Origin of the sequence: Gelidibacter salicanalis (assembly GCF_016469035.1) — a bacterium.
GTDB lineage: Bacteria > Bacteroidota > Bacteroidia > Flavobacteriales > Flavobacteriaceae > Gelidibacter > Gelidibacter salicanalis_A.
The window spans coordinates 72,439-92,814 of sequence record NZ_JAEHJZ010000019.1 but is presented as its reverse complement, the minus strand read 5'-3'; the positions used below and the strand labels follow the sequence as shown (position 1 = coordinate 92,814).

Sequence of the window (20,376 nt, the reverse complement as noted above, 5' to 3'; positions counted from 1 at the left end):
TAACCAGATTCGGCCACTGCTTTTAAAATAGGTTTGTTGAGCTGTAAGTCCTTAAATGACATTGTTAATAATTTTTTGCAAAGATAGCAGAAAATATAGTGGCAATTTGTAGATGGGTTTAGGTTTAAATTAGTGAAACTCAATTTTTAAAAGTTGCGAAGCAATGAATTAAAAATTGTTAGTTGAACTAATCCCGCTTTTTAGCGGGATCCTTGGGTTTTATTCCCCGACGCTCTGCGTCGAAATAAAAAAGGAACTTCTACTTGATGCCTCGTACCCTTGGGTCGAGGTTGTTCATTGCCCTAAATAAAGTTTCATAATCGATAATTGCGCGTCAAAAAATAGTGTAACTTTAACAAACGAGCCATCAATAAAATTTTGGCTGATGAGATCTTATGACAAAGCACTGTTAAATTGTAAATGAAAAAATCACCTTATGGCAACACGATTTCATTTAGCTTTACCATGTATTAGTATTCACAAAACCAGGATGTTTTATAAAGATAGTCTTGGTGCTGAAATTGGACGCTCTGACGTGAAATGGGCGGATATAAATTTATTTGACCATCAGATTACCTTTACGGAGTGCGGGCCGTTTAAATTTGACTGTAGTAGTTATAATTTTAATGGAGATATTTTACCGTCATTTCATTTTGGGGTGATTTTATTACAAAAAGAATGGCAAACGATGCTGGATCGTCTCAACTCTGAAAACATACCTATAACATCCAATTTGAAGTTTTTAGAAAGCAAAATAGGCGAGCATCAGTCTTTTTTTGTGAAAGATCCCAATGAGTATACGGTAGAATTTAAATGGTTTAATACACCTTCTGAAGTTTTTAAATCTTAAAGCGTACAAGTTTATAGTCAACAGTATTGTTTATAGTCCACGTGCATACTTCACACAGATTGGAGTTGCTAAAAGCCAACGGACTTGTTGTGGCCAACTTCCGAATCAAAATAAGCTTTTTTTAAAATTAAAACTTACTATGAAAACAAAATTTATAATGACACTTTCTGTGTACTGTCTTTTTTTAATGTCTGTAAAGCCACTACAGACTGATCGTGTCAATGCAAACCAGCAAGAGCTAAGTGTAATTGCTGTATATGATGGCAATGAAGGGTATGGGTACAATTTTGTAGCCCAACATAAAGAGGATGGATCTGAATACACCATGACGTTTCAAAAGGTTAGTGAAGCTGTTTCAAAAGAATTTGATTTGGATAGCGAAGTTTTCCTAAATCAAAAATTTGAAGTGACCTATACCGTGAAAAAAGTGGTTACCAAAGATGAAAATGGATTTGATGAAGAGGACGAAATCTTTACAATAGTGCGTTTAAAGGCGATATAACAACACTACCATTCAATTTAAAAGACTGCTATTTGGCAGTCTTTTTTTTTGAACAATTCCCAGAAAAACACCGTATAGACCACACTATATTCTAACCCAATAATCCATAGGTTTTCTGTGTTTTCTGAATTTGCATACGCTAAATAGCTCAACATAATTACAAACGACCAAACTAACGGAAATTTATAGTTGGTGAATACAGATAACATTAAAAGCGTTGCCAAATACCACGGATGAATAGTGGTAGACATAAAGAAATACATACTGGCCGCTAAAAGCATAGAGGTTATAAGGTGTTGTAGCGTATTGTTTTTTCTTAAGAAGGTAAAAAGCAATACCATTATTATAGTGAGAATGGGGATGAATTTTCCGATAATGGCTATTTGATTATAACCGGTTGCCAGATAGCCAATTTCTCTCGCTATATAATACAAACTCGCATTAAATTCGAAAGTACTAAACCATAAGCCCACGGTTTCTGCGTAATTATTGACAAATTCCGAAGAATAAAATGGTAAAAACAAGAGGAGGGTAGTGATACCCACAATACTGTAAAACCCTAAAAACTTCTGAAAGTTATATTTTGGAGTTTCCAAATCAGGAATAGTAGAATCTTGTGTAGAATCTAGTCCCTTGTTATTGACGAATAATTTAAAAAACAAGGGTAAAAATAAGAGAGGAAGTAGTTTGACCGACACAGAAAGAGCAAATACTATAGCTGCTGTTTTCCACCTGCCGATATGCAACAAATACAAACTCAACACCAAAAAGAAGATCATGATCCCTTCAAAATGGAGATTGCCGGTAAGTTCAATAATGATAAAAGGATTTAATATATACCAAAATATGTGGTGTACAGGCATTTGAAGACGCTTTAAGAGCTTGATTCCTATATAAAGGGTTCCAATGTCTGCAAGAATGATAAAGAGTCTTAAGACAAGGGCAGCGCCTAAGATGTCTTTGCCTGAAAATAGCCCGGCAATCATAAAAATGACTTGTTTGATAGGCGGATAGTTTGTAAAATGACTGGCATTGAGCATGCCCATACCCTTGTAAAGTTCTTGAGCCTGTGCAACTGGAAACTTGCCAACACTTATAAAAGATTCTGGTGTAAAAAGATAAGGATTGAAGCCTTCTAAAATCATGCGTCCATCCCATATAAATCGATAAAAATCTTGAGAAAGGTTTGGCGTAGCAAATAGAAACACTAATCTGAAAAGGATGGCGACACCCACTAAAAACTTAAAGTTAGCGTTGTTGCTTTGCACGAGTTTATAAAACAGAATAAACAAGCCCGTGTACAGTACAATAAGCTTAGTGTAATCAGTTCTCACCAAATCATAGGCAAATAGGGCATAAAGCACTATGCTTAAGAGTGCTAAAAGTAGTGGCAACTTATATAATTTTAAATGATTAGGATTTAGCATTCTATAAATTTCGTGCTTCTCAGAAGGTTTCTGGTTCAGATGAATTGCAAGATAAGTAGATTTATGCATCAAAAAATACCAGAATCCATCAATAGTTATAAATCAAAAAGACCTGAAAGATGCAAAGTTTAAGGTTCGAACATCTGTCAGGTCTGTAAGATTAATTTTGTACTGTTTATACTTTAGAAGTCAACGATTGAAAAAACACATATCCAAATCCAGCAAAAAGCATCAAGTGAAACGGAAACAATCCAAAATCGCCACCTTGATCGCCTACAACAAAAGCGCTGTATAAACCAAAGGCGAAATAGAGCATGAGTGCCCCTTCAAAGATCACATTCATCGATACCTTTTTGCGCAAGTACTTATTGCCTTTCCAGGTATCCTTTAGCGTGCTGATATTAAATTTAGGTGTTCTAATAAATTCACTGCGTTTCCCGATATGGCCTTCAATTACAGCAATAGAGTTGTGGAGCGAAAAACCCATGGCAATGGAGAAAAAGGTAAAAAACAGCGCAACATAACTAAAAAAGTTTTTAAATCCGCTGCCATAAATCTCTTTATACATGATCCAATAGCACACAAAAAAGATGATGGTGCTCAGTACGAAAAAGCTCATAAAGTAGAAGTAAAACCTCAAATGGGCATATTCGTTTTTAATATACAACATTGGGATGCTCAAAACTGCTACCAAAAACACATTTAAAAACATGGTGCTGTTCAAAAGGTGCAATAATCCGTGAATTTTCGTTTTCGGAGAAATGTTCTTCGATTTTAAAACGCGCCACATCATTTTTCTGAAATTTTCCGCACCACCTTTGTTCCAACGGAATTGTTGTGAACGGGCTGCACTAATTACTACAGGTAATTCTGCTGGCGTTTCAACATCTTCTAAATACTTAAACTTCCAGTTTTTAAGCTGAGCCCTATAGCTTAAATCTAAATCTTCAGTAAGCGTGTCACCTTCCCAGTTTCCGGCATCAAGAATACAGGATTTACGCCAAACTCCGGCGGTTCCGTTAAAATTGATAAAGTGTCCTTTACTGTTTCTGCCTACTTGTTCTAAGGTAAAATGCGCATCTAAAGCAAACGCTTGAATTTTTGTAAGCGTAGAATAATTTCTGTTGATATGACCCCAACGTGTTTGAACGACGCCAATTTGTTCGTCCTTAAAATAAGGGATGGTTTGTTTTAACCAGTTTGGTTTTGGTAAAAAATCAGCATCAAAAATGGCAATATATTCCCCTTTGGCAATCTTTAAACCTTCTTTTAGGGCACCCGCTTTAAAGCCACTACGGTCAGTTCTTCGGATATGTTGAATATCTAAACCGGTTGCTTTTAATTTTTCGACATGCTGAAAAGTAGTCTCTACGGTCTCGTCTGTAGAATCGTCAAGAACTTGAATTTCAAGTTTGTCTTTTGGATAATCCATCAAGGCGATGTTTTCCAAAAGGCGGTCCATGACATACATTTCATTGTAAACAGGAAGCTGAATGGTAACAAAGGGAACTTCCTCAGGCTTGGAAAAATCAAAAACTTCAGAGGTGTCTTGTTTCTTTTTGGCAGATAAATAATTAAATAATAGATTGAGTTGTGCTAGGGCATATAATAAGATAAGTAAAAGGGCAACAGTGTAAACAACTATTATTAAGGATTCTAAAATCATTTTTTAAAACTATATTTAAAAATCCAACCTAGGATTTTTACGCCCGCAAAGATAGAACCTTTTATGGTTCCTGATACTTTTGAGACGCCAATTCTTTTTTTATATTTTACAGGAACTTCAGTGTAGGATAATTTTTGTTTTAAAGCCTTTAATTGCATTTCAATGGTCCACCCATAAGTCTTATCCTCCATCTGCAAATCCAGGAGTTTCTGATATTTTATGGCTCTAAACGGACCAAGATCGGTGAAGTTTGCGCCAAACAGAGTGCGCATTAAAAACGTAGCCAACCAATTTCCGAAATGTTGTTGCGGGGTCATGGACCCTTTTTCTTGCAGTCGTCTGACCCTGGAACCAACGACAAAATCAATGTTTTCTTCTAAAATGGGTTGAATGATTTTAGTCAATTCCTCTGGGTAATCACTATAGTCACCATCCATAAAGACGATGATATCGGGTTTTTGAGATAGATTAGCAATATAGTCCATCCCTTTTAGGCAGGCGTAACCATAACCCATTTGAGATTCAGACAACACCGTAGCACCAGCATGTTGCGCCACTTCAGCAGTGTTATCGGTCGATAGGTTATTGACAACAATCACTTCATCAACAAGTTCTGGAATGTCTTTTATGACAAGCCCAATAGAATCAGCTTCGTTGTAAGCGGGAATGATAACTTTAATAATGGACATTAGATTTGTTAAGGTGGTGCAAAAGTAACATTTGTTTTCTGAAATAGATAATCCAGAGTGACGGTGCGTTTTTTCGATAACCTACAAGAAAGTAAGGGCTAGAAATGAACTAAAAACCGTGCCTTACATTGGAGGTTATTTCTGATTTACTAAATCCATTAAGTCTACATCGTTGCCTAATAATATATCGTTGCTATTGATACGTCCGTTCATGGAATCATTTTCCAGCTTCAATACCCCTCTTGGGCAAACCGCAGCACAAATACCACAACCTACACAGCTACTACGCACAATGTTTTCGCCTTTTTGGGCATAAGCACGCACGTCAATACCCATTTCGCAATAGGTGGAACAGTTACCACAAGAAATACACTGGCCACCGTTGGTGGTAATTCTGAATCTTGAAAATAAACGCTGCTGAAACCCTAGAACGGCGGCCATTGGGCAACCAAATCGGCACCACACACGGTTACCAAAAATTGGGTAAAAACCTACGCCAATCACCCCTGAAAATATCGCACCGATTAAAAATCCGTAAGATGATTTAAGGAAATAAGTATCTACCAAAAAGACATTTTTAGTACCACTAAAATAATGCATCCCGATGAGTACCATGATAATCACAAAATATCCAATGGCACCATATTGTGCGTCCTTTGCCAATTCTTTGCGTTTAAAAATCATGACCAAGGCGAAGACTACGGTGAGTAATCCGGCAACGCCAAGAAGAAACACATCTTTTGTCAACCAATACTTACTTGAATCATTACCTAAGTACGAATAAATAACTGCGGTAGTCATCAAGGTGACAAACACCACAACACTGTGCACCACCCAACGTTCAACTTTCCAGGCGAATTGTGTTTTGTCGCTCAGATGTCTGAAAGAATCACCCGCCGTTTCTGCAAGTCCGCCGCATCCACAAACCCATGAACAATACCAACGTTTGCCATATTTATAAGTCAATATTGGAGAAATGACAAAGATGGAAACGATTCCGAAAATTAAAAATGCCAAGCCGATATCTCCGGCTTCAATCATGGAGTCTACACGGTACTTGTCAAAATTGTAAAAGTTGAGTGGCCAGATGTTCTTTAAGTCATAATACGGAAGGCTAAAGGTTTCTGAGTTCAACCGCGCCATAAACTCCGGAATCAAAAATGCAAAGGCCAATTGAAAGAACATCACTGAAATGGTGCGTAACTGTTCGTAACGGTTATGACGGTATTTGAGCATAAATTTATAGCCAAACACTAAGATGGCCACAGTGTACAATGTCCCATATACAAACCATTGACTCGCTGGGCCGCCGTTCAGCAAACGACTTAAGGGATCAAATAAGGCAACCAATCCGCCGTTCGCTCCACCGTTAACGGCTAGCCCGAGCCATTCCGCTTTAAAATAGAGTACGATATAAAATAGGGTGAGTACAATTCCTAAGATCCAACCCCACAGTCCTCTTGCTGCAATCGACTTAAACCACACCCCATCATTTTTAATGCCTGCTTGTTTGTTTAGATAGGCGTTATTAGAAAATAGGATGGTACCAACGGTAATCATCCCCAAGGATAAGGATAGGAACAAAACTTTATTGGGAAAATCAACGTTAAACAATGCCAATACCAATATGAAAAGCCCGATAATTCCTATAGCAACTGCTATTTTTTGGGTTTTATTAAGTGCCTGCGCATCAGGTTTGGCAAGAGACATGCTCGGGTTTATTTTGTTACTCATAGTTCGGTTTTTTTTTAGACCTCACAGGTTTTTGAAACCTGTGAGGTCTTGTGTCGTTATTCTAAAAGAAATTTTTCTTTAATTCTTAGTCCTTTATCGTTGTGGATAAATTCAAAATTCTCTCTGTTTTCAAACAAATTAAGCACAAAATCTCTATTCAATAATGTCGGTTGCTTTGATAGAGTTGATTTATAAGAAGAATATTTATATCCTCTGAAATCATCAGTAAATTGGTGATGTGTTGGATTTGTGTGGCTATATACAATCAAAGATTTTAAATATGTTTCATCAGTTATTTTAATTCTTGAAAATCTGTCTTTAAATAAACTCCCAGTTCTATCATATGACTTGTTGATCGCTTTTGCATACGCGTTAAAGAAATTTGAGTAACATTGCGAGATTGTTTTTGCCTCAAAATTTTCCTTTAAATAAACCAGCAAATGAAAATGGTTTTTCAATAGACAGAAGGCCAAAACATCAGAACAAGGCAGAACGTGTTTTTTTAGTAATATCAAAAAATACTCATAATTCCTGTCCTCAATAAAAATATTCTCTTTATTGTTTCCACAATTATAAATATGATAGTAATTGCCTTCTATGAGTGGTTCGTAATTCATACGTATTTTTTAGATGTTGGAAGACCTCACAGGTTTTGAAAACCTGTGAGGTCTCTATCGTTACGCCATTTTAAATTGATTTTTATAAGCATTGATAATAGCATCTTCAAAAGTTTTATAGAATTCAGGCTCAAAATTGGCTTCTTTTAAATGTTCGATAACGTAGTCTGTCGTCCGTTTTTCAGTAAGCCATCTATCAAAAACCTCATGTCGCATTCGGATTCCAAAAGTATTAATGCCTAAAAAGATGTTGGATGCTTCGTGATATTCAATAGTGATGCATTTTTGGTCATCCTCATGTTTCCAATGAAAATGTGCATTTCCTTCTTGAGGTTGGGGAAAAACCCAACCATAAGTCTGGTATTCAATATTAAAAAACTTGGCGGAATTGAACCAATGACCAGGATTGTATTTTATACGATTCCCGCAAATGGTTTGCGCTACCGTTTCACCCATCATTCTGCCTGTATACCAAACTGCTTCTACAGGTTTACGATTGCCAATAGGTTCGTGTTGTTGCGCACAATCGCCAATGGCATAAACATCTTCAATATTGGTTTCTAAATACCGATTCACCAAAACCCCGCGGTCAGTTTCGATAGATGAGGATTTTACCATGTCAATATTAGGAGATACACCCGCGGTCAATCCTACCAAATTACAGGAAATGGTTTCGCCGGTTTCTGCAATTATGACGCCATTGGCATGTCCGTGTTCATCAGAAGTAATTTCGCCTAAATTTGATTTTAAGCGTAAATCAATCCCGTGGCTTTTAATATGTCGGTCAATCATTTGCGCTTCACCATTTGGTAAAACTACATCCCAGAAACTGTCTTCTCGCACTAAAAACGTTACTGGAATATTCCGGGTGTGCAACATCTCTGCCAATTCGATACCTATTAGTCCGCCGCCGACCACCACAGCGCGTTGGCAAACATCTTTATTGGGCGCAATAGCTTCTAACTGATCCAAATCTTGCTTGCTATACAAACCTAGGACGCCTTTTAAATCCTGACCTTTCCAACCAAATTTATTGGATGTGCTTCCCGTGGAAATAATTAATTTGTCGTATTGTAAAGCTTCATTGCTCTCCAAATGCAGTGTTTTGCTCGTGGTATCGATTGACCTCACAAATCCAAATTTCAAATCAATTCGGTTTTTTTGCCAAAATGAATCTTCATAAGGTTTTGTGTGTTCATACTTCATATGGCCCATATAAATGTACATGAGTGCCGTACGCGAAAAAAAATATTCGGTTTCGGCAGAAACTATGGTGATTTTTTTATCGGAAAGTTTTCGGATGTGACGGGCAGCTGTAACTCCTGAAATGCCATTACCAATAATAACGATATGTTCCATTTTATGACCTTTTGGATTGATTTGTCGTAGTTTTTTTTAAAACTTAATTTTTTAATTTCAGTTTGTTTAAATTTAGGGATAAATAATACGAATGAGATCAGTTTTACATTTTTTATACCTCATTACCCTATGTCTCCTCTCTTCCTGCAGCGCTACGGTGGAGAAACCTCAGAAAATTAATGGGGTTAGTTTTGTCGCGTCAAGATTGGCGGTAGATGATGAGCATGTTGCACCCCTAATTGAACTCAACGCCAATTATGCGGCGGTGATGCCATTTGGGTTTATTAGAGAGCTAGCACACCCCGAAATTAACTTTAATAGTGAGCGGCAATGGTTTGGTGAGACTGAAAAAGGGGTCAAACAATATATAGAAACCCTGCAAAAGAATCACATAAAAATAATGATGAAGCCCCAAATTTGGGTAAGAAAAGGCGAATTTACCGGATTTATCAAAATGGCGCATGAGGAGGATTGGAAACTTTTGGAAAATTCCTATACTGATTTTATTTTAACCTATGCACGAGTTGCCGAAGATACCCATGTCGACATTTTTTGCATCGGTACAGAACTGGAAAATTTTATTGACGCAAGGCCTGCCTATTGGGAAGAACTGATTGTGGATATTCGAAAGGTGTATAAGGGGAAACTAACCTATGCCGCCAATTGGGATGAATATGATAGAACCCCGTTTTGGGCAGATTTAGATTATATAGGCATCGATGCCTATTTTCCTTTAAGCGATAAGAAAACACCAACCTTAGCGGAGTGTAAAGCGGCGTGGGCACCTTACAAAAAGCAGTTGAAAGCCTTTTCTGAAGAATTTCACAAACCGATTTTGTTTACGGAATATGGTTACAGAAGTGTGGACTACACTGCAGAAGCACCTTGGAAATCTGATAGAGAGATGACCGCAGTTAATATGGAGGCACAATCTAACGCAATGCAATCCTTATTTGAAGAAAATTGGAGTGAAGACTGGTTTGCGGGAGGATTTGTCTGGAAATGGTTTCATGACCACAACAATGTAGGTGGCGACAAAGACACGCAATTTACACCGCAAAATAAACCTGTGGAAGCGATTATTAGTACAACCTATAAACAGTATCAAGAATGAGAACATTGGCAGTAGGAGATATTCACGGCGGACTAAAAGGGCTAGAGGAACTTTTAACCAGCGCTAAGATTAGTGCTGAAGACCGTTTGATTTTTATGGGCGATTATGTTGATGGGTGGAGTGAATCTGCACAAACCGTTCAATATTTGATTGAATTGTCAAAAACCAATGAGTGCATTTTTATAAAAGGGAATCACGATGCTTGGTGCGAAACCTGGCTGCGCAATAAGAAAGCCCAAAAGGTGTGGTTAGAGCACGGAGGAGAGGGAACTATTAAAAGTTATTCCAGTTTTTCAAAGGACGACAAGAGAAGACATCTCGAATTTTTTGAGCAAATGAAATATTTTCATTTGGACGGCCAGAACCGACTCTTTATTCATGCGGGGTTTACCTCGCTGCATGGTGTAACCGAAGAAAATTCAAAAAGTACGTTTTATTACGATCGAACGCTTTGGGAAATGGCCATCACCATGGATAAAAATATTGACGAAAATTCGCCATTCTATCCAAAGCGGCTTACCCATTACAATGAGATTTACATTGGGCATACGCCAACCCTTAATTTTAATTCAGATATGCCCATGAATGGCGTTAATGTATGGAATGTAGATACGGGTGCCGCATTTTACGGGAAATTGTCAGCTATGGACATTCATTCAAAAGAAGTTTTTCAAAGTAAAGTGTTAATGGAACTGTATCCTGATGAAACAGGAAGGAACCAACAATCCTTGAACGATATCTTAGGAAAATAGTCTTCTTAAGAAATGTTTATTTTATAATAAGCCAATAACTCATCGGCGTCAGCGCCCCACCATTTTTTGATATAAAGCATCCAGAAGTAGAACTGTAATTTTCCAACCCCATGTTTGCGGTAACGTCTTGCAGAGGTTTGGAGTTTTTTATTGATCACCACAAATTGGTTTCTTGCAAATAATTCATTAATTAGCATATTGTCTTCGTAGATGCTATAGCGCTCATCATAGCCACCAATGTCCTCAAAAAGTAATCGTGTGATAAATTGGCTTTGGTCTCCACCTCTACAAGCGCGCCATCTAAATTGGGTGAGCCAACTTGCCAACAACAACCACCAATGTTTGCTATCAAATTGCATCCTGAAACAACCTGCATGGTTTCCCCTTTTAACTTCATCAATAATGTAGCGGTCAAAGTGTTTTGGAAGAAAGGAATCGGCATGTAAAAAGTAAAGTACGTTTCCCGTCGCATGTTTTGCCCCAGTATTCATTTGTTTGGCGCGGCCTTTTTCTGAAGGGATCAAACGGATGTCAATAAATGAAGTTGCACTAGGAGTTGTGTTTTGAAGAGGATTGGTGTTACTTGGAGTGACATTTGAAATAAATCTCTGAATGATGTCTTGAGAACCATCGGTGCTTCCGCCATCTACTAGGATAATTTCAGAAACAGATGCTTCGGATGGATCATCTATTAAATGCTGAAGCAATTGCGCTATAGTTTCTGCTTCATTTAGAATAGGAATAATGATGGAAATCTTATAGTTCATAAGTTGAAAACCATCATTAAGTTATCATGATATATAACAATTCAAACAGGACTGCTATGAGGGTCGTTAATTGAAATTAGTGCTGTTCATTCAAGCTCCAATCATAATCTTTAAAGCTGTACTTGGCCTTCGGATTGATTTTAATGCTGCTGTATTGATTAATATAACCTGTCAAATCGGCTTTGCCATCAACCTTAAAATCGGAGGTATAAAAGTCAAATATCTTTGACAATTTAGGATTATTTTCTGAAATATCATTTTGATTGCCGTTGATAAATTCGACCGTTGCTTTGCCCAACTGCTCATTTATTTTGGCTGCTGTAAAAGCATCACGCATTAATTTAGGACACGAAAACGACGCGCAATTGATGGCGAAATGAATTCTCGGTTCGTTCATTTTTCGCAATATGCCATGTTCGATGGCGTTTAATGAAACAACCTTATCTCCAATGTTTACGAATCCTTTTGCCCACGGACGACTGATATCCTTGATGCTTTTAATAGGGTAATTATCCAAAATCAAATCAACCGTAGCCGCATTGTATAAATTAATGTAGTAGGCCAGTAATTCCTGAACGCTCCAATCTTTAATAGGTGGTGTTTTTGAAAGCTTTGTTAAATACGCTTTTAGTTTATCGTGATCCTTTAGGAATCCTTTATAATCTACAAAGCCTTCCTCGTTTACATATTTTTTTAACAGAGTATCCCATTCCGTATGATCTATATTTATCATGGAATTTGCGGTTGTAGAGATCAGCTTATCACCAACTTCTATAACTGGTTGCCCATGACTACCATTACCTAATGCTGCAGTTAAGTTACAACCGCTCATCTGTAAGGCCATAAGAGTCAGAAGGGTGAATTTGATATATGATTTCATGTTAATAATTTAGATGGTGTACAATCCTTACGCAAAAAATCACTTATCAGTTTTTATCGGATAGATGGTTTGTTTTAGAAACGTCTTAGGAAATTTGTCATCATCTTCAAAGCCAAGTTCTATGTCTCTTCCATCATGCGGAATGTAATCGGTCTTAAAAAGATAATCCCAAGTACTTAAGGTCAATCCGTAATTCATACCATATTTTAAATGATTAGGCAATTCTTTGGCATGGTGCCATATATGCATCTTCGGATTGTTCAAAATGTATTTTAAAGGGCCATAGTTCCACCCCACATTGGCATGATTTAAATGTCCGATAGTGATGGCGAAAAAGTAAACAATCGCCACATCTTGGACATTAAAACCGCCAATAATGGCAATAGGAATGTATTGTAAAGACTTGTAGAGAATAGGTTCCATCCAATGATAACGTAAATGACCCGCAAAACCCATTTCTTTAATAGAGTGGTGGACTTTGTGAAAATTCCAAAGGAACGGCACGCGATGGAGTAGGCGGTGGGTGTTCCATTGTACAAAATCAGTGAGTACAAAAAAGATGAGCAATCCTAACCACCGGGGTAATTCATCAACGTCAAAAACTTGTAAACTGTCTACATGCCACCCGAAAAACCCGAGGATATCATTAAAAAATTCAGCGGTTGTATTGGAAAGTGCAATCAGCACGATCAAATTCAATAGAAAGAAATTGAAAAACATATAAAACGTGTCCAACCAAAAATCTTTTCTAAAGATAGATTGATCTTTACGCCACGGGAAAACGATTTCTAAGCCCCAAACCAGTAATGAAATGATGATCAGTCCGTAAAAATAGTTATCCCAATGGTAAATATCAATGAGCTCGTATTTCAAATAATTCCAATATCCTGTGTAGGACTTTATGATGATGTCAAGATATTTTTCCATAGTAACACAACCTCACGATTTTCTTTTTCGGAGGTTTAAAAATTATAAGCTTTTAATCAATTCCTTAAACAGAATAATCATATTTGGTTCTGCTTGTTCCGCCATAGCGATAATCTCAGAGATATTTACAGGTTTCAGATTGCTTGGGTCGCATTCATCCGTCAAAACTGACACTGCGGCCACTTTTAATTTTAAATGATTGGCCACAATAATTTCTGGAACGGTACTCATACCTACCGCATCAGCACCGATTATTTTTAGCATGCGGTATTCTGCTCTAGTTTCCAATTGCGGGCCAACTACGGAAGCATACACACCCTTGCGTAGGGTGATGTTGTTGGCGGCCGCAATGGCCTCAAATTTAGAATTGATTTCACCATCATAAGGCGCGCTCATATCTGTAAAACGTTCACCCAACTGTCCAACGTCTTTAAATGCGAGTGGCGAGCTACCCTGAAGATTGATATGATCATCAATCAGCATTAACTCTCCTTTTTTATAATCGAGGTTGATGGCTCCGGATGCATTTGAAACCAATAGGGTGTGGATACCTAACTTTTCCATAATGCGAACAGGATAGGTCACATCTTGCAGCGAATAGCCTTCATAAATATGAAAACGCCCTTGCATGACAATCACTTTTTTGCCTTCCAACACACCGTAAATTAATTTTCCTTTATGGAATTCGACGGTGGCTGTAGGGAAATTGGGGATGTGATTGTAGCTGACTTCGTGGAGGATGTCCACTTCCTTGATCAATTGCCCTAATCCCGTGCCCAGGATGATGCCTATTTCTGGTTTGTCAAAGCCTTTGCTTTTTAAATAATCGGTGGTTTTTATTATATTTTTTATCATAATGTATTGTGAAATTTTTTGAGTTGTGGATACTGTTGCATGTCTTCAAAGGTATCGATATCATTTAATTCTTTCAAGAGATGAAATTTTGATGATTGTAGGTCCTGTAGGGTGTCTTTTAAAACGGTATCAGTGCCCCATGCTTTGTTTCTGAATACATTAGGATGTAGTGATTTCATTCCCAATAAGTAATAACCACCATCCAATGCTGGCCCAATAACCACGTCATGTCCATCAAGTTGGTCAAAGGCCTCATTGACATGGTCGGCATTTAAATCTAAAAGGTCGCTGCCAATGATGATCACTTTTTCATAGCCCATATTTAACAGCTCAGAAAACGCATTATGCATACGCGCTCCCAAATCATTTCCGTGTTGTAATTTTTTTCTGAATAGAGAAGCATTCCACAGATCCTCTTTTTGAATGTTTTCCGAATAAAATACATATCGATCTGCTTTAATCTCCTTAGAAATAGTAGCCGTATGATTCAGTAATAATTTATAGACTTCTAAGGCATTTGCATCCCCAATGGTGGCAGCCAATCGGGTTTTGCATTTGCCCAATTCAGGATTTCGGGTAAAAATAATGAGTGCTTGTTTGGAGCTTGGAAAATGAAAATCGGTTGCCATTTCATTAGCGTAAGCAGTGTCTTTTGAAGAAAGTATGCCCATACAGAACGTTTATAATTAACTATTTCTTTTAAAAATTCAAAGTTAGGCTTTAGGGCAGACTTGCGGATTTTTGCAAGGTTAAATTTTCTCTAAAATTGATCCGTATACTTTGGTGCCTTTTAGAAGCCATTTGCTCCAGGCTCTGGAATAGACATGCACATTGTCAGTGTGGTTACCGTCAGAATCGACTATAGGAAAATCGGCATTTTTCCATTCAAAAATACCGCCATAGAGGTTAAATACATTTGTATAGCCTACTTTTTGAAGCTGCTTGGCAATTTTTTCAGAGCGGATGCCCACAGAGCAATACACAACGATAAGTTGGTGTTTGTTTTTTAACTGTAGACTTGCTTTCTTAATATCAAAATTGTTATAACCCACTAAAATTGCATTTTTGATATGACTGATGTGGTATTCTTCAAATTCGCGCGCATCAAGGATAATGGCCTTTGTTTTGGGCATGGCCAATTCTTGTACAGAGATATAAGGCACATCTTGGCTATTATAATGTTTTAATAATTCACACAGATTGTTTTGAGCTTGAATCGTAAAACTGCTTAGAATGCTGATGAAGAGGGTTATAAAAATGCGCATCGCTAGTGGGTGTCTTTAGTAAAACTGGTTTGTAAAGTGCTTTCCGTTGCCGGTAAGATCTCCGTATTGTCCCAAAGTCCAGTAAGTAGTGTTTTAACGTATACTTCTGGTAAATTTGCTTCATACATCAATTTGCTTGCGCGTTCATGATCATATTCGAAAGTATGTTGTTCAAAATTGAGCGTGGTATTGGAATCGTCTAAAATAGCATACCAAACTTTAGGTATGCCATCATTTGCCGGCATGCCAATGACCCCAGGGTTTAACCAAAGCAAATTGTTGTTTTGGTCTGAAAACGGCAATCCACAGTGCCCCGCAATAATGACGTCGCAATTTGTCTCGACAAAGTTGGTCTGTTTGATGTTCCAAGGTGTCGATTTGAAAATGAATTCAGAAGTGTTAGAATAGGAGCCATGTACCACCGTCACTTGTTTATCGGCGTATTCAAATTGAAGATGATGCGGTAGCGTTGCCATAAAATCTAAAGCGTCTTTTGACAGTTGGTTTTGCGCATACGGATACCATAATTGTGAAAATCCGTCACAACGCGAGCCTTTTTTAAAATCGCAACCACAATCTGTAGCACCATCGCGCAACTGAAGTTCTACATTGCCGGCAATGCTTTGCGCACCCCAATTTTGAAATAGTTGTACGGTTTCTTCAGGCTGGGCACAATAGCCTACAATGTCGCCAGTGCAAATGCAATTTTCTGGTGGAATATTTTTAGATTCAGCAATGCTTTTTATTTTTTGAAGCGCCTGCAGATTGCTATACACACCACCGAAAAGCAGTACTTTTCCTGAAATTTTTCCGATATTTTTTATTTTTTTGTCCATGTGGGAATCAAATATAATAGAATACAACTTGCAATGCCAAAAACATTTACCCAAAGGAGGTCGGCATATTTTCCTTTTGTAAAGATGAGTGCTTTCGGAAAGTAATCAAACACTAAGATAAACCCGAATACCAACCCACAACTGACACTTAAATAAAAACTAAGTTTTGGAGCGTCCATTCTCCAAAAAAGAAATACTGGGGTCAGCCCGATAATCATGGTCCCTGAAATGGTGGTGGCCGACAAGATGTCGGCATTCAAAAACACAGGAAGTGTCCCTAATATAGCAATCACAGCCATAGATGCACGGCCGAAGGTGATGTTTTTTCCCATATTCAAATCGATGGCCAGTAATTTTGAAAAGGATGAAAAAGTCGAGTCAAGTGTTGAAGCAGCCGAGGTGATCATGATGAAATTGATGACCAATAAAATGACGATTCCAAAAGCCTTACCCACTTCTACCGCCGCTTGACCAACCATCCCTTGGGTTTGGGCGTATACGCCAATAACACTAAACAGGATGATGGAAAGGGCGCCCAATACACTTGCCCATAAAAAACTCTTCAGTGTTACTTTTGGAGAGCTGATAAAAGCTCTGTCCGTCAATACAGGATCATGAAACGGATAACTGAAGGATTGGATGATGGCGGCAAAAAAGAGATTCAATCCCAGTTCAAAACTCCATGTACCTGACATGGCAACTTCCTTGATGGTAAAATCATCTTTCGTAAAAATACTCCAAAGAATAATGCATAATAAAATGGAGAACAATCCCATCTGTATAATATCGGTGAAAATAGAACTGCTCAAACCGCCTTTAATGGCATAGGCTAGGGTTAAGGCCGTAAATACAATAATGGCCCAATAATACTGAGAACTTCCTTGTGCTCCAAAATAGGTGCCAATAACGGTGGTATTGCTCCATACTTCATTGAATAAGCGTATGGCAATGAGAACGGAGAACAGCCCCATGGCGCCTCGTCCAAACTTACTGGTCAGAAATTGATGGATACTTGTGATGCCTGCGTATTTGCGCATGTTGTAAATGAGAATTCCTGCTACCGCAAAAGATAGGTAATAACCCGCATAGGCCACGCCACCCACAATGCCAAAATCCAATCCCAGATTGGCTGCATTGGTAATGCTTTTGGCGAAAATCCATGAAATAATTAAACTTCCCGTGAGTATAAAAGTATTGGGGCGCTTGCTTTTTTTGGAGGCTTTAAAAAATTGATTGTTGGATTTTGCTAATGGGGATAAGAAAAACAAAAGCAAACTAGAGCCGATGATAAGTGCCCATTGTGCCCATTCCAAATTCATCATGAACAAGGAGGTGCCATTAAATAACCCTAAGATATGGGGACTCCCACTCATGGTTTGCTGTAATACCATTAAAATTATATATCAAAACTTTTAGTTGGACAATGGTGGTGGGGATGCATATTCAAAAAACAACCCTTAGGTTACGCTTCCTTGGCAACTGCTTCCTGCGCCTGCGGTACATCCATAGCAATGCTGAGAAATCATGATGGTCCGCCCGTCTAAAAGTTCTTCATTATAGTCAGAAATATGTTTTACTTTACTGTTTACGGGAAGATTCAACATCTGGTTAAAATCACAATCGTATAAATAGCCGTCCCAGGAAATGGATAGCGTATTGGTACACATCACATTTTTAACGGCATTAGGATTGTAGGCTTCTACTAAAGAATACATGTAGTCTTCATAGTTTTCAGAGGCAATCAAATAATCTAAAAAGCGCGCAATTGGTAAATTGGTGATGGCGAATAGGTTATGAAAATGAATGTCAAAATCTTGTTTTAGTGCCTTTTTGAAATCTTTCTCCATACTAGCTTGGTTGCCTGGTAAAAAGGCGCCTGACGGATTATAAACCAAATCCAATCGCAGATCACTATCTGGCATGCCATAGCCTAGTGCATTCAAGTCTTGCAAAGCCCGTATCGATTTGTCAAAAACACCATCGCCCCTTTGTTTGTCGGTTTTGCCTTTGGTCCAATGCGGCATCGAGGATATGACATGAACATTATGCGATTTGAAAAAATCAGGTAAATCGTAATATTTTTTGTTGGCCCTGATGATAGTCAGATTCGAACGAACGATAAAATCCTTAATTCCTACTTTTGATGCTTCATCAACAAACCATCTGAAATCAGGATTCATTTCAGGAGCACCTCCCGTTAAATCCAGTGTGTGTGCGCCAGTGTTTTTGATGACCTCTAAACATTGTAGCATCGTGGCTCTAGTCATGATTTCCTTTCGGTCTGGACCAGCGTCCACATGGCAATGTTCACACACTTGGTTACACATATAACCAAGATTGATTTGTAAAATTTCGAGTGTTTTAGATTTTAAAGGAAATTGGCCTGTTTCAGCAATCTTATTTTTAAAGGTGGGCAAGTCTCCGTTCTTGAAAATACCGTTAGATAAAATTTCGACCTGTCTGTTGCTGTCGGCTAATTCACTTTCGCGCTTATGTAAGGATTTGATCATGTATAGGTTTCAAATTTAAAGTTTAAGGTTCAAAGGTTTTTAGGCTATGAACTTTATGCTTCTTGCTTCTAATTTATTGCTGCTTGCTGTTAAATTGGAAGGATCCCGATGAAAAAAATCGGGAGTGGTTTCAAATTTAGAGTTTAAGGTTCGAAAGTTGTTATGCTTTTAAATTAATTCTTTTGTTTCTTGTTCATTTCTTTTGGATGGATCCCGATATGCATCGGGATGAGCGATTCACACACTCCCGATGAAAAAATCGGGAGTGGTTCTCTGCTCACATTTCTAATTTATTCACTTTATTCATCATTTGTACACCATGCACCAAGGTTGCGCCGCCTTTAATTGCCGCACCAACATGTAAAGCCTCCATCATTTCCTCTTTGGTGATGCCACGTTGTAAACCATCTTGGGTATAGGCATCAATACAGTATGGACATTGTTCAGTATGGGCTACAGCCAAAGCAATCAACGATTTTTCGCGAGCAGAAAGCTTGCCTTCTTCAAAAACCTTAGCATAATAATCAAAAAATTTGTTGCCAAGTTCTTCGTTCCATTCGGTTATTTTTCCAAATTTCTTAAGGTCTGCTGGGTCATAATAGGTTTTTTGCATGGCATATAGTGGTGTTGGTTATACGTACGATAAAAATAAAGTTTCAGTTTTAAGTCGCTATTCTTTTGTAAACTTAACAGAAATCCCAGAATAAATGAAATGGTGATGCGGTAGCATGTAGTAGGCGATTGATTATGAGAGGGCACTTGTATTTAAATAGAGGTTATTTTAGTTCCTTCAAAATAAAATTCGATTGTTCCTGAAACAAGCTTTATGACGAATCGGAATCATTTGTTTCTCGATACTATATTCATTTTCGGTTTCTTCAGATAGAAATCACTGGGTTCTCGATACTATTTTCATCTTCAGTGCCTTCAAATAGAAATCACTGGGTTCTCGATACTATTTTCATCTTCAGTGCCTTCAAATAGAAATCACTTGGTTCTAGATACAATTCCGATAAGAATCGGAATCACTCGGTTCTCGATATATTTTTAAGTCTGTCGCTATTGCGACAGACTTAAAAACACTCGAACTGACAGAGGAGGAGAGGTTGGAGTTAATAGACGGTCTTGTCCTCTTTTTCGTCCCATTTTTGAAAAGGTTCTAAAGCAATATTACGTGCTACTTGTTCAAATGGGATGCTTCGTTTGTCGTAAGGCAATACAATTTCTTTATAGATAAATTCGTCGTCAAAATCGATATCTGCCGCATCTTGTTGGCTACAGCCATAAAATACTTTGTCTGGTCTTGCCCAGTAAATGGCCCCAAAACACATGGGGCAAGGTTCACATGAGGTGTAAATGTCGCAACCTTCTAATTGAAAGGTGTTGAGATTTTGGCAGGCATCTCTTATGGCCATTATTTCCGCATGCGCGGTTGGATCGTTGTTGCAAGTGACTTTGTTATTGCCGCGCCCTACAATTTTTCCGTCCTTTACAATGACACAACCAAAAGGCCCTCCTTCGTTATTTTGCATGCCTTTTAATGCCGCGTTAACAGCTTCTAACATGAATTTATTTTTATGATCTGTATGCATTTATTTTTGATTTAATGATAAGTTGAGAACATAG

21 protein-coding genes are annotated in these 20,376 nt (G+C 37.9%); 4 read left to right on the top strand and 17 right to left on the bottom strand.

Features of this window, described 5'->3' with window-relative positions; genetic code table 11:
- Positions 1 to 436: 436 nt before the first annotated feature.
- Both JEM65_RS09185 and JEM65_RS09180 read left to right on the top strand, forming a co-directional pair.
- Positions 437 to 850, top strand: a complete 414-nt coding sequence (locus tag JEM65_RS09185; protein ID WP_199598757.1) for a VOC family protein — start codon at positions 437 to 439, stop codon at positions 848 to 850.
- Positions 851 to 989: 139 nt separating this feature from the next.
- Positions 990 to 1,352 (top strand): hypothetical protein, encoded by a 363-nt coding sequence (locus JEM65_RS09180; RefSeq protein ID WP_199598754.1) that lies wholly within the window; start codon positions 990 to 992, stop codon positions 1,350 to 1,352.
- A 17-nt stretch (positions 1,353 to 1,369) separates the two neighbouring features.
- On the opposite strand, the gene JEM65_RS09175 is transcribed toward JEM65_RS09180, so the two are convergent.
- From JEM65_RS09175 to JEM65_RS09150, 6 genes are all read right to left on the bottom strand, one after another.
- Positions 1,370 to 2,779 (bottom strand): mannosyltransferase, encoded by a 1,410-nt coding sequence (locus JEM65_RS09175; RefSeq protein WP_199598751.1) that lies wholly within the window; start codon positions 2,777 to 2,779, stop codon positions 1,370 to 1,372.
- Positions 2,780 to 2,954: 175 nt separating this feature from the next.
- On the bottom strand, positions 2,955 to 4,445 hold the full coding sequence (locus JEM65_RS09170; protein ID WP_199598748.1) for a cellulose synthase family protein: 1,491 nt from the start codon (positions 4,443 to 4,445) through the stop codon (positions 2,955 to 2,957).
- Entirely contained in the window at positions 4,442 to 5,134 is a 693-nt protein-coding gene (locus JEM65_RS09165) for a glycosyltransferase family 2 protein (protein ID WP_199598745.1), read from the bottom strand. Before JEM65_RS09165 ends, JEM65_RS09170 begins: the two co-directional genes overlap by 4 nt.
- A gap of 135 nt (positions 5,135 to 5,269) precedes the next feature.
- Positions 5,270 to 6,868: a 4Fe-4S binding protein gene (locus JEM65_RS09160; RefSeq protein ID WP_199598743.1), complete on the bottom strand. Its 1,599-nt coding sequence runs from the start codon at positions 6,866 to 6,868 to the stop codon at positions 5,270 to 5,272.
- A 56-nt stretch (positions 6,869 to 6,924) separates the two neighbouring features.
- Positions 6,925 to 7,485, bottom strand: a complete 561-nt coding sequence (locus tag JEM65_RS09155; protein ID WP_199598741.1) for a transposase — start codon at positions 7,483 to 7,485, stop codon at positions 6,925 to 6,927.
- 60 nt (positions 7,486 to 7,545) lie between these two features.
- Entirely contained in the window at positions 7,546 to 8,844 is a 1,299-nt protein-coding gene (locus JEM65_RS09150) for an NAD(P)/FAD-dependent oxidoreductase (RefSeq protein ID WP_199598739.1), read from the bottom strand.
- Between the two features lie 91 nt (positions 8,845 to 8,935).
- On the opposite strand from JEM65_RS09150, the gene JEM65_RS09145 reads away from it, so the two are divergent.
- Both JEM65_RS09145 and JEM65_RS09140 read left to right on the top strand, forming a co-directional pair.
- Entirely contained in the window at positions 8,936 to 9,958 is a 1,023-nt protein-coding gene (locus JEM65_RS09145) for a glycoside hydrolase family 113 (RefSeq protein ID WP_199598737.1), read from the top strand.
- Positions 9,955 to 10,710 (top strand): metallophosphoesterase, encoded by a 756-nt coding sequence (locus tag JEM65_RS09140; RefSeq protein ID WP_199598735.1) that lies wholly within the window; start codon positions 9,955 to 9,957, stop codon positions 10,708 to 10,710. The genes JEM65_RS09145 and JEM65_RS09140 overlap by 4 nt, the downstream gene beginning before the upstream one ends.
- Before the next feature lie 5 nt (positions 10,711 to 10,715).
- Here the strand turns inward: JEM65_RS09140 and JEM65_RS09135 are convergent, their stop codons facing one another.
- The 11 genes from JEM65_RS09135 to JEM65_RS09085 form a co-directional block, all read right to left on the bottom strand.
- A complete protein-coding gene (locus tag JEM65_RS09135; protein WP_199598734.1) occupies positions 10,716 to 11,477 on the bottom strand; it encodes a TIGR04283 family arsenosugar biosynthesis glycosyltransferase in 762 nt (253 codons plus the stop codon).
- Positions 11,478 to 11,553: 76 nt separating this feature from the next.
- Positions 11,554 to 12,357, bottom strand: a complete 804-nt coding sequence (locus tag JEM65_RS09130; protein ID WP_199598732.1) for a DUF547 domain-containing protein — start codon at positions 12,355 to 12,357, stop codon at positions 11,554 to 11,556.
- A 39-nt stretch (positions 12,358 to 12,396) separates the two neighbouring features.
- Positions 12,397 to 13,284 (bottom strand): sterol desaturase family protein, encoded by an 888-nt coding sequence (locus tag JEM65_RS09125; RefSeq protein WP_199598729.1) that lies wholly within the window; start codon positions 13,282 to 13,284, stop codon positions 12,397 to 12,399.
- Between the two features lie 42 nt (positions 13,285 to 13,326).
- Positions 13,327 to 14,139 carry a purine-nucleoside phosphorylase gene (locus JEM65_RS09120; RefSeq protein WP_199598726.1) on the bottom strand — a complete coding sequence of 271 codons (813 nt, stop codon included), beginning with the start codon at positions 14,137 to 14,139 and terminating at the stop codon, positions 13,327 to 13,329.
- Positions 14,136 to 14,810: a TIGR04282 family arsenosugar biosynthesis glycosyltransferase gene (locus tag JEM65_RS09115; protein WP_199598724.1), complete on the bottom strand. Its 675-nt coding sequence runs from the start codon at positions 14,808 to 14,810 to the stop codon at positions 14,136 to 14,138. The genes JEM65_RS09120 and JEM65_RS09115 overlap by 4 nt, the downstream gene beginning before the upstream one ends.
- A 78-nt stretch (positions 14,811 to 14,888) precedes the next feature.
- Complete coding sequence (locus JEM65_RS09110) at positions 14,889 to 15,404, bottom strand: rhodanese-like domain-containing protein (protein WP_199598721.1); 516 nt, start codon at positions 15,402 to 15,404, stop codon at positions 14,889 to 14,891.
- A 2-nt stretch (positions 15,405 to 15,406) separates the two neighbouring features.
- Positions 15,407 to 16,240 carry a metallophosphoesterase family protein gene (locus JEM65_RS09105; RefSeq protein ID WP_199598717.1) on the bottom strand — a complete coding sequence of 278 codons (834 nt, stop codon included), beginning with the start codon at positions 16,238 to 16,240 and terminating at the stop codon, positions 15,407 to 15,409.
- Positions 16,225 to 17,559: a sodium:solute symporter gene (locus JEM65_RS09100; protein ID WP_199598766.1), complete on the bottom strand. Its 1,335-nt coding sequence runs from the start codon at positions 17,557 to 17,559 to the stop codon at positions 16,225 to 16,227. Before JEM65_RS09100 ends, JEM65_RS09105 begins: the two co-directional genes overlap by 16 nt.
- Before the next feature lie 138 nt (positions 17,560 to 17,697).
- Positions 17,698 to 18,750: an arsenosugar biosynthesis radical SAM (seleno)protein ArsS gene (gene arsS, locus JEM65_RS09095; protein ID WP_199598714.1), complete on the bottom strand. Its 1,053-nt coding sequence runs from the start codon at positions 18,748 to 18,750 to the stop codon at positions 17,698 to 17,700.
- A 277-nt stretch (positions 18,751 to 19,027) separates the two neighbouring features.
- Positions 19,028 to 19,363 (bottom strand): arsenosugar biosynthesis-associated peroxidase-like protein, encoded by a 336-nt coding sequence (locus tag JEM65_RS09090; RefSeq protein WP_199598711.1) that lies wholly within the window; start codon positions 19,361 to 19,363, stop codon positions 19,028 to 19,030.
- 499 nt (positions 19,364 to 19,862) lie between these two features.
- The gene (locus JEM65_RS09085; RefSeq protein ID WP_199598710.1) at positions 19,863 to 20,342 is read right to left on the bottom strand and encodes a nucleoside deaminase; all 480 of its coding nucleotides are present in this window, start codon (positions 20,340 to 20,342) and stop codon (positions 19,863 to 19,865) included.
- Between the last annotated feature and the right edge of the window lie 34 nt (positions 20,343 to 20,376).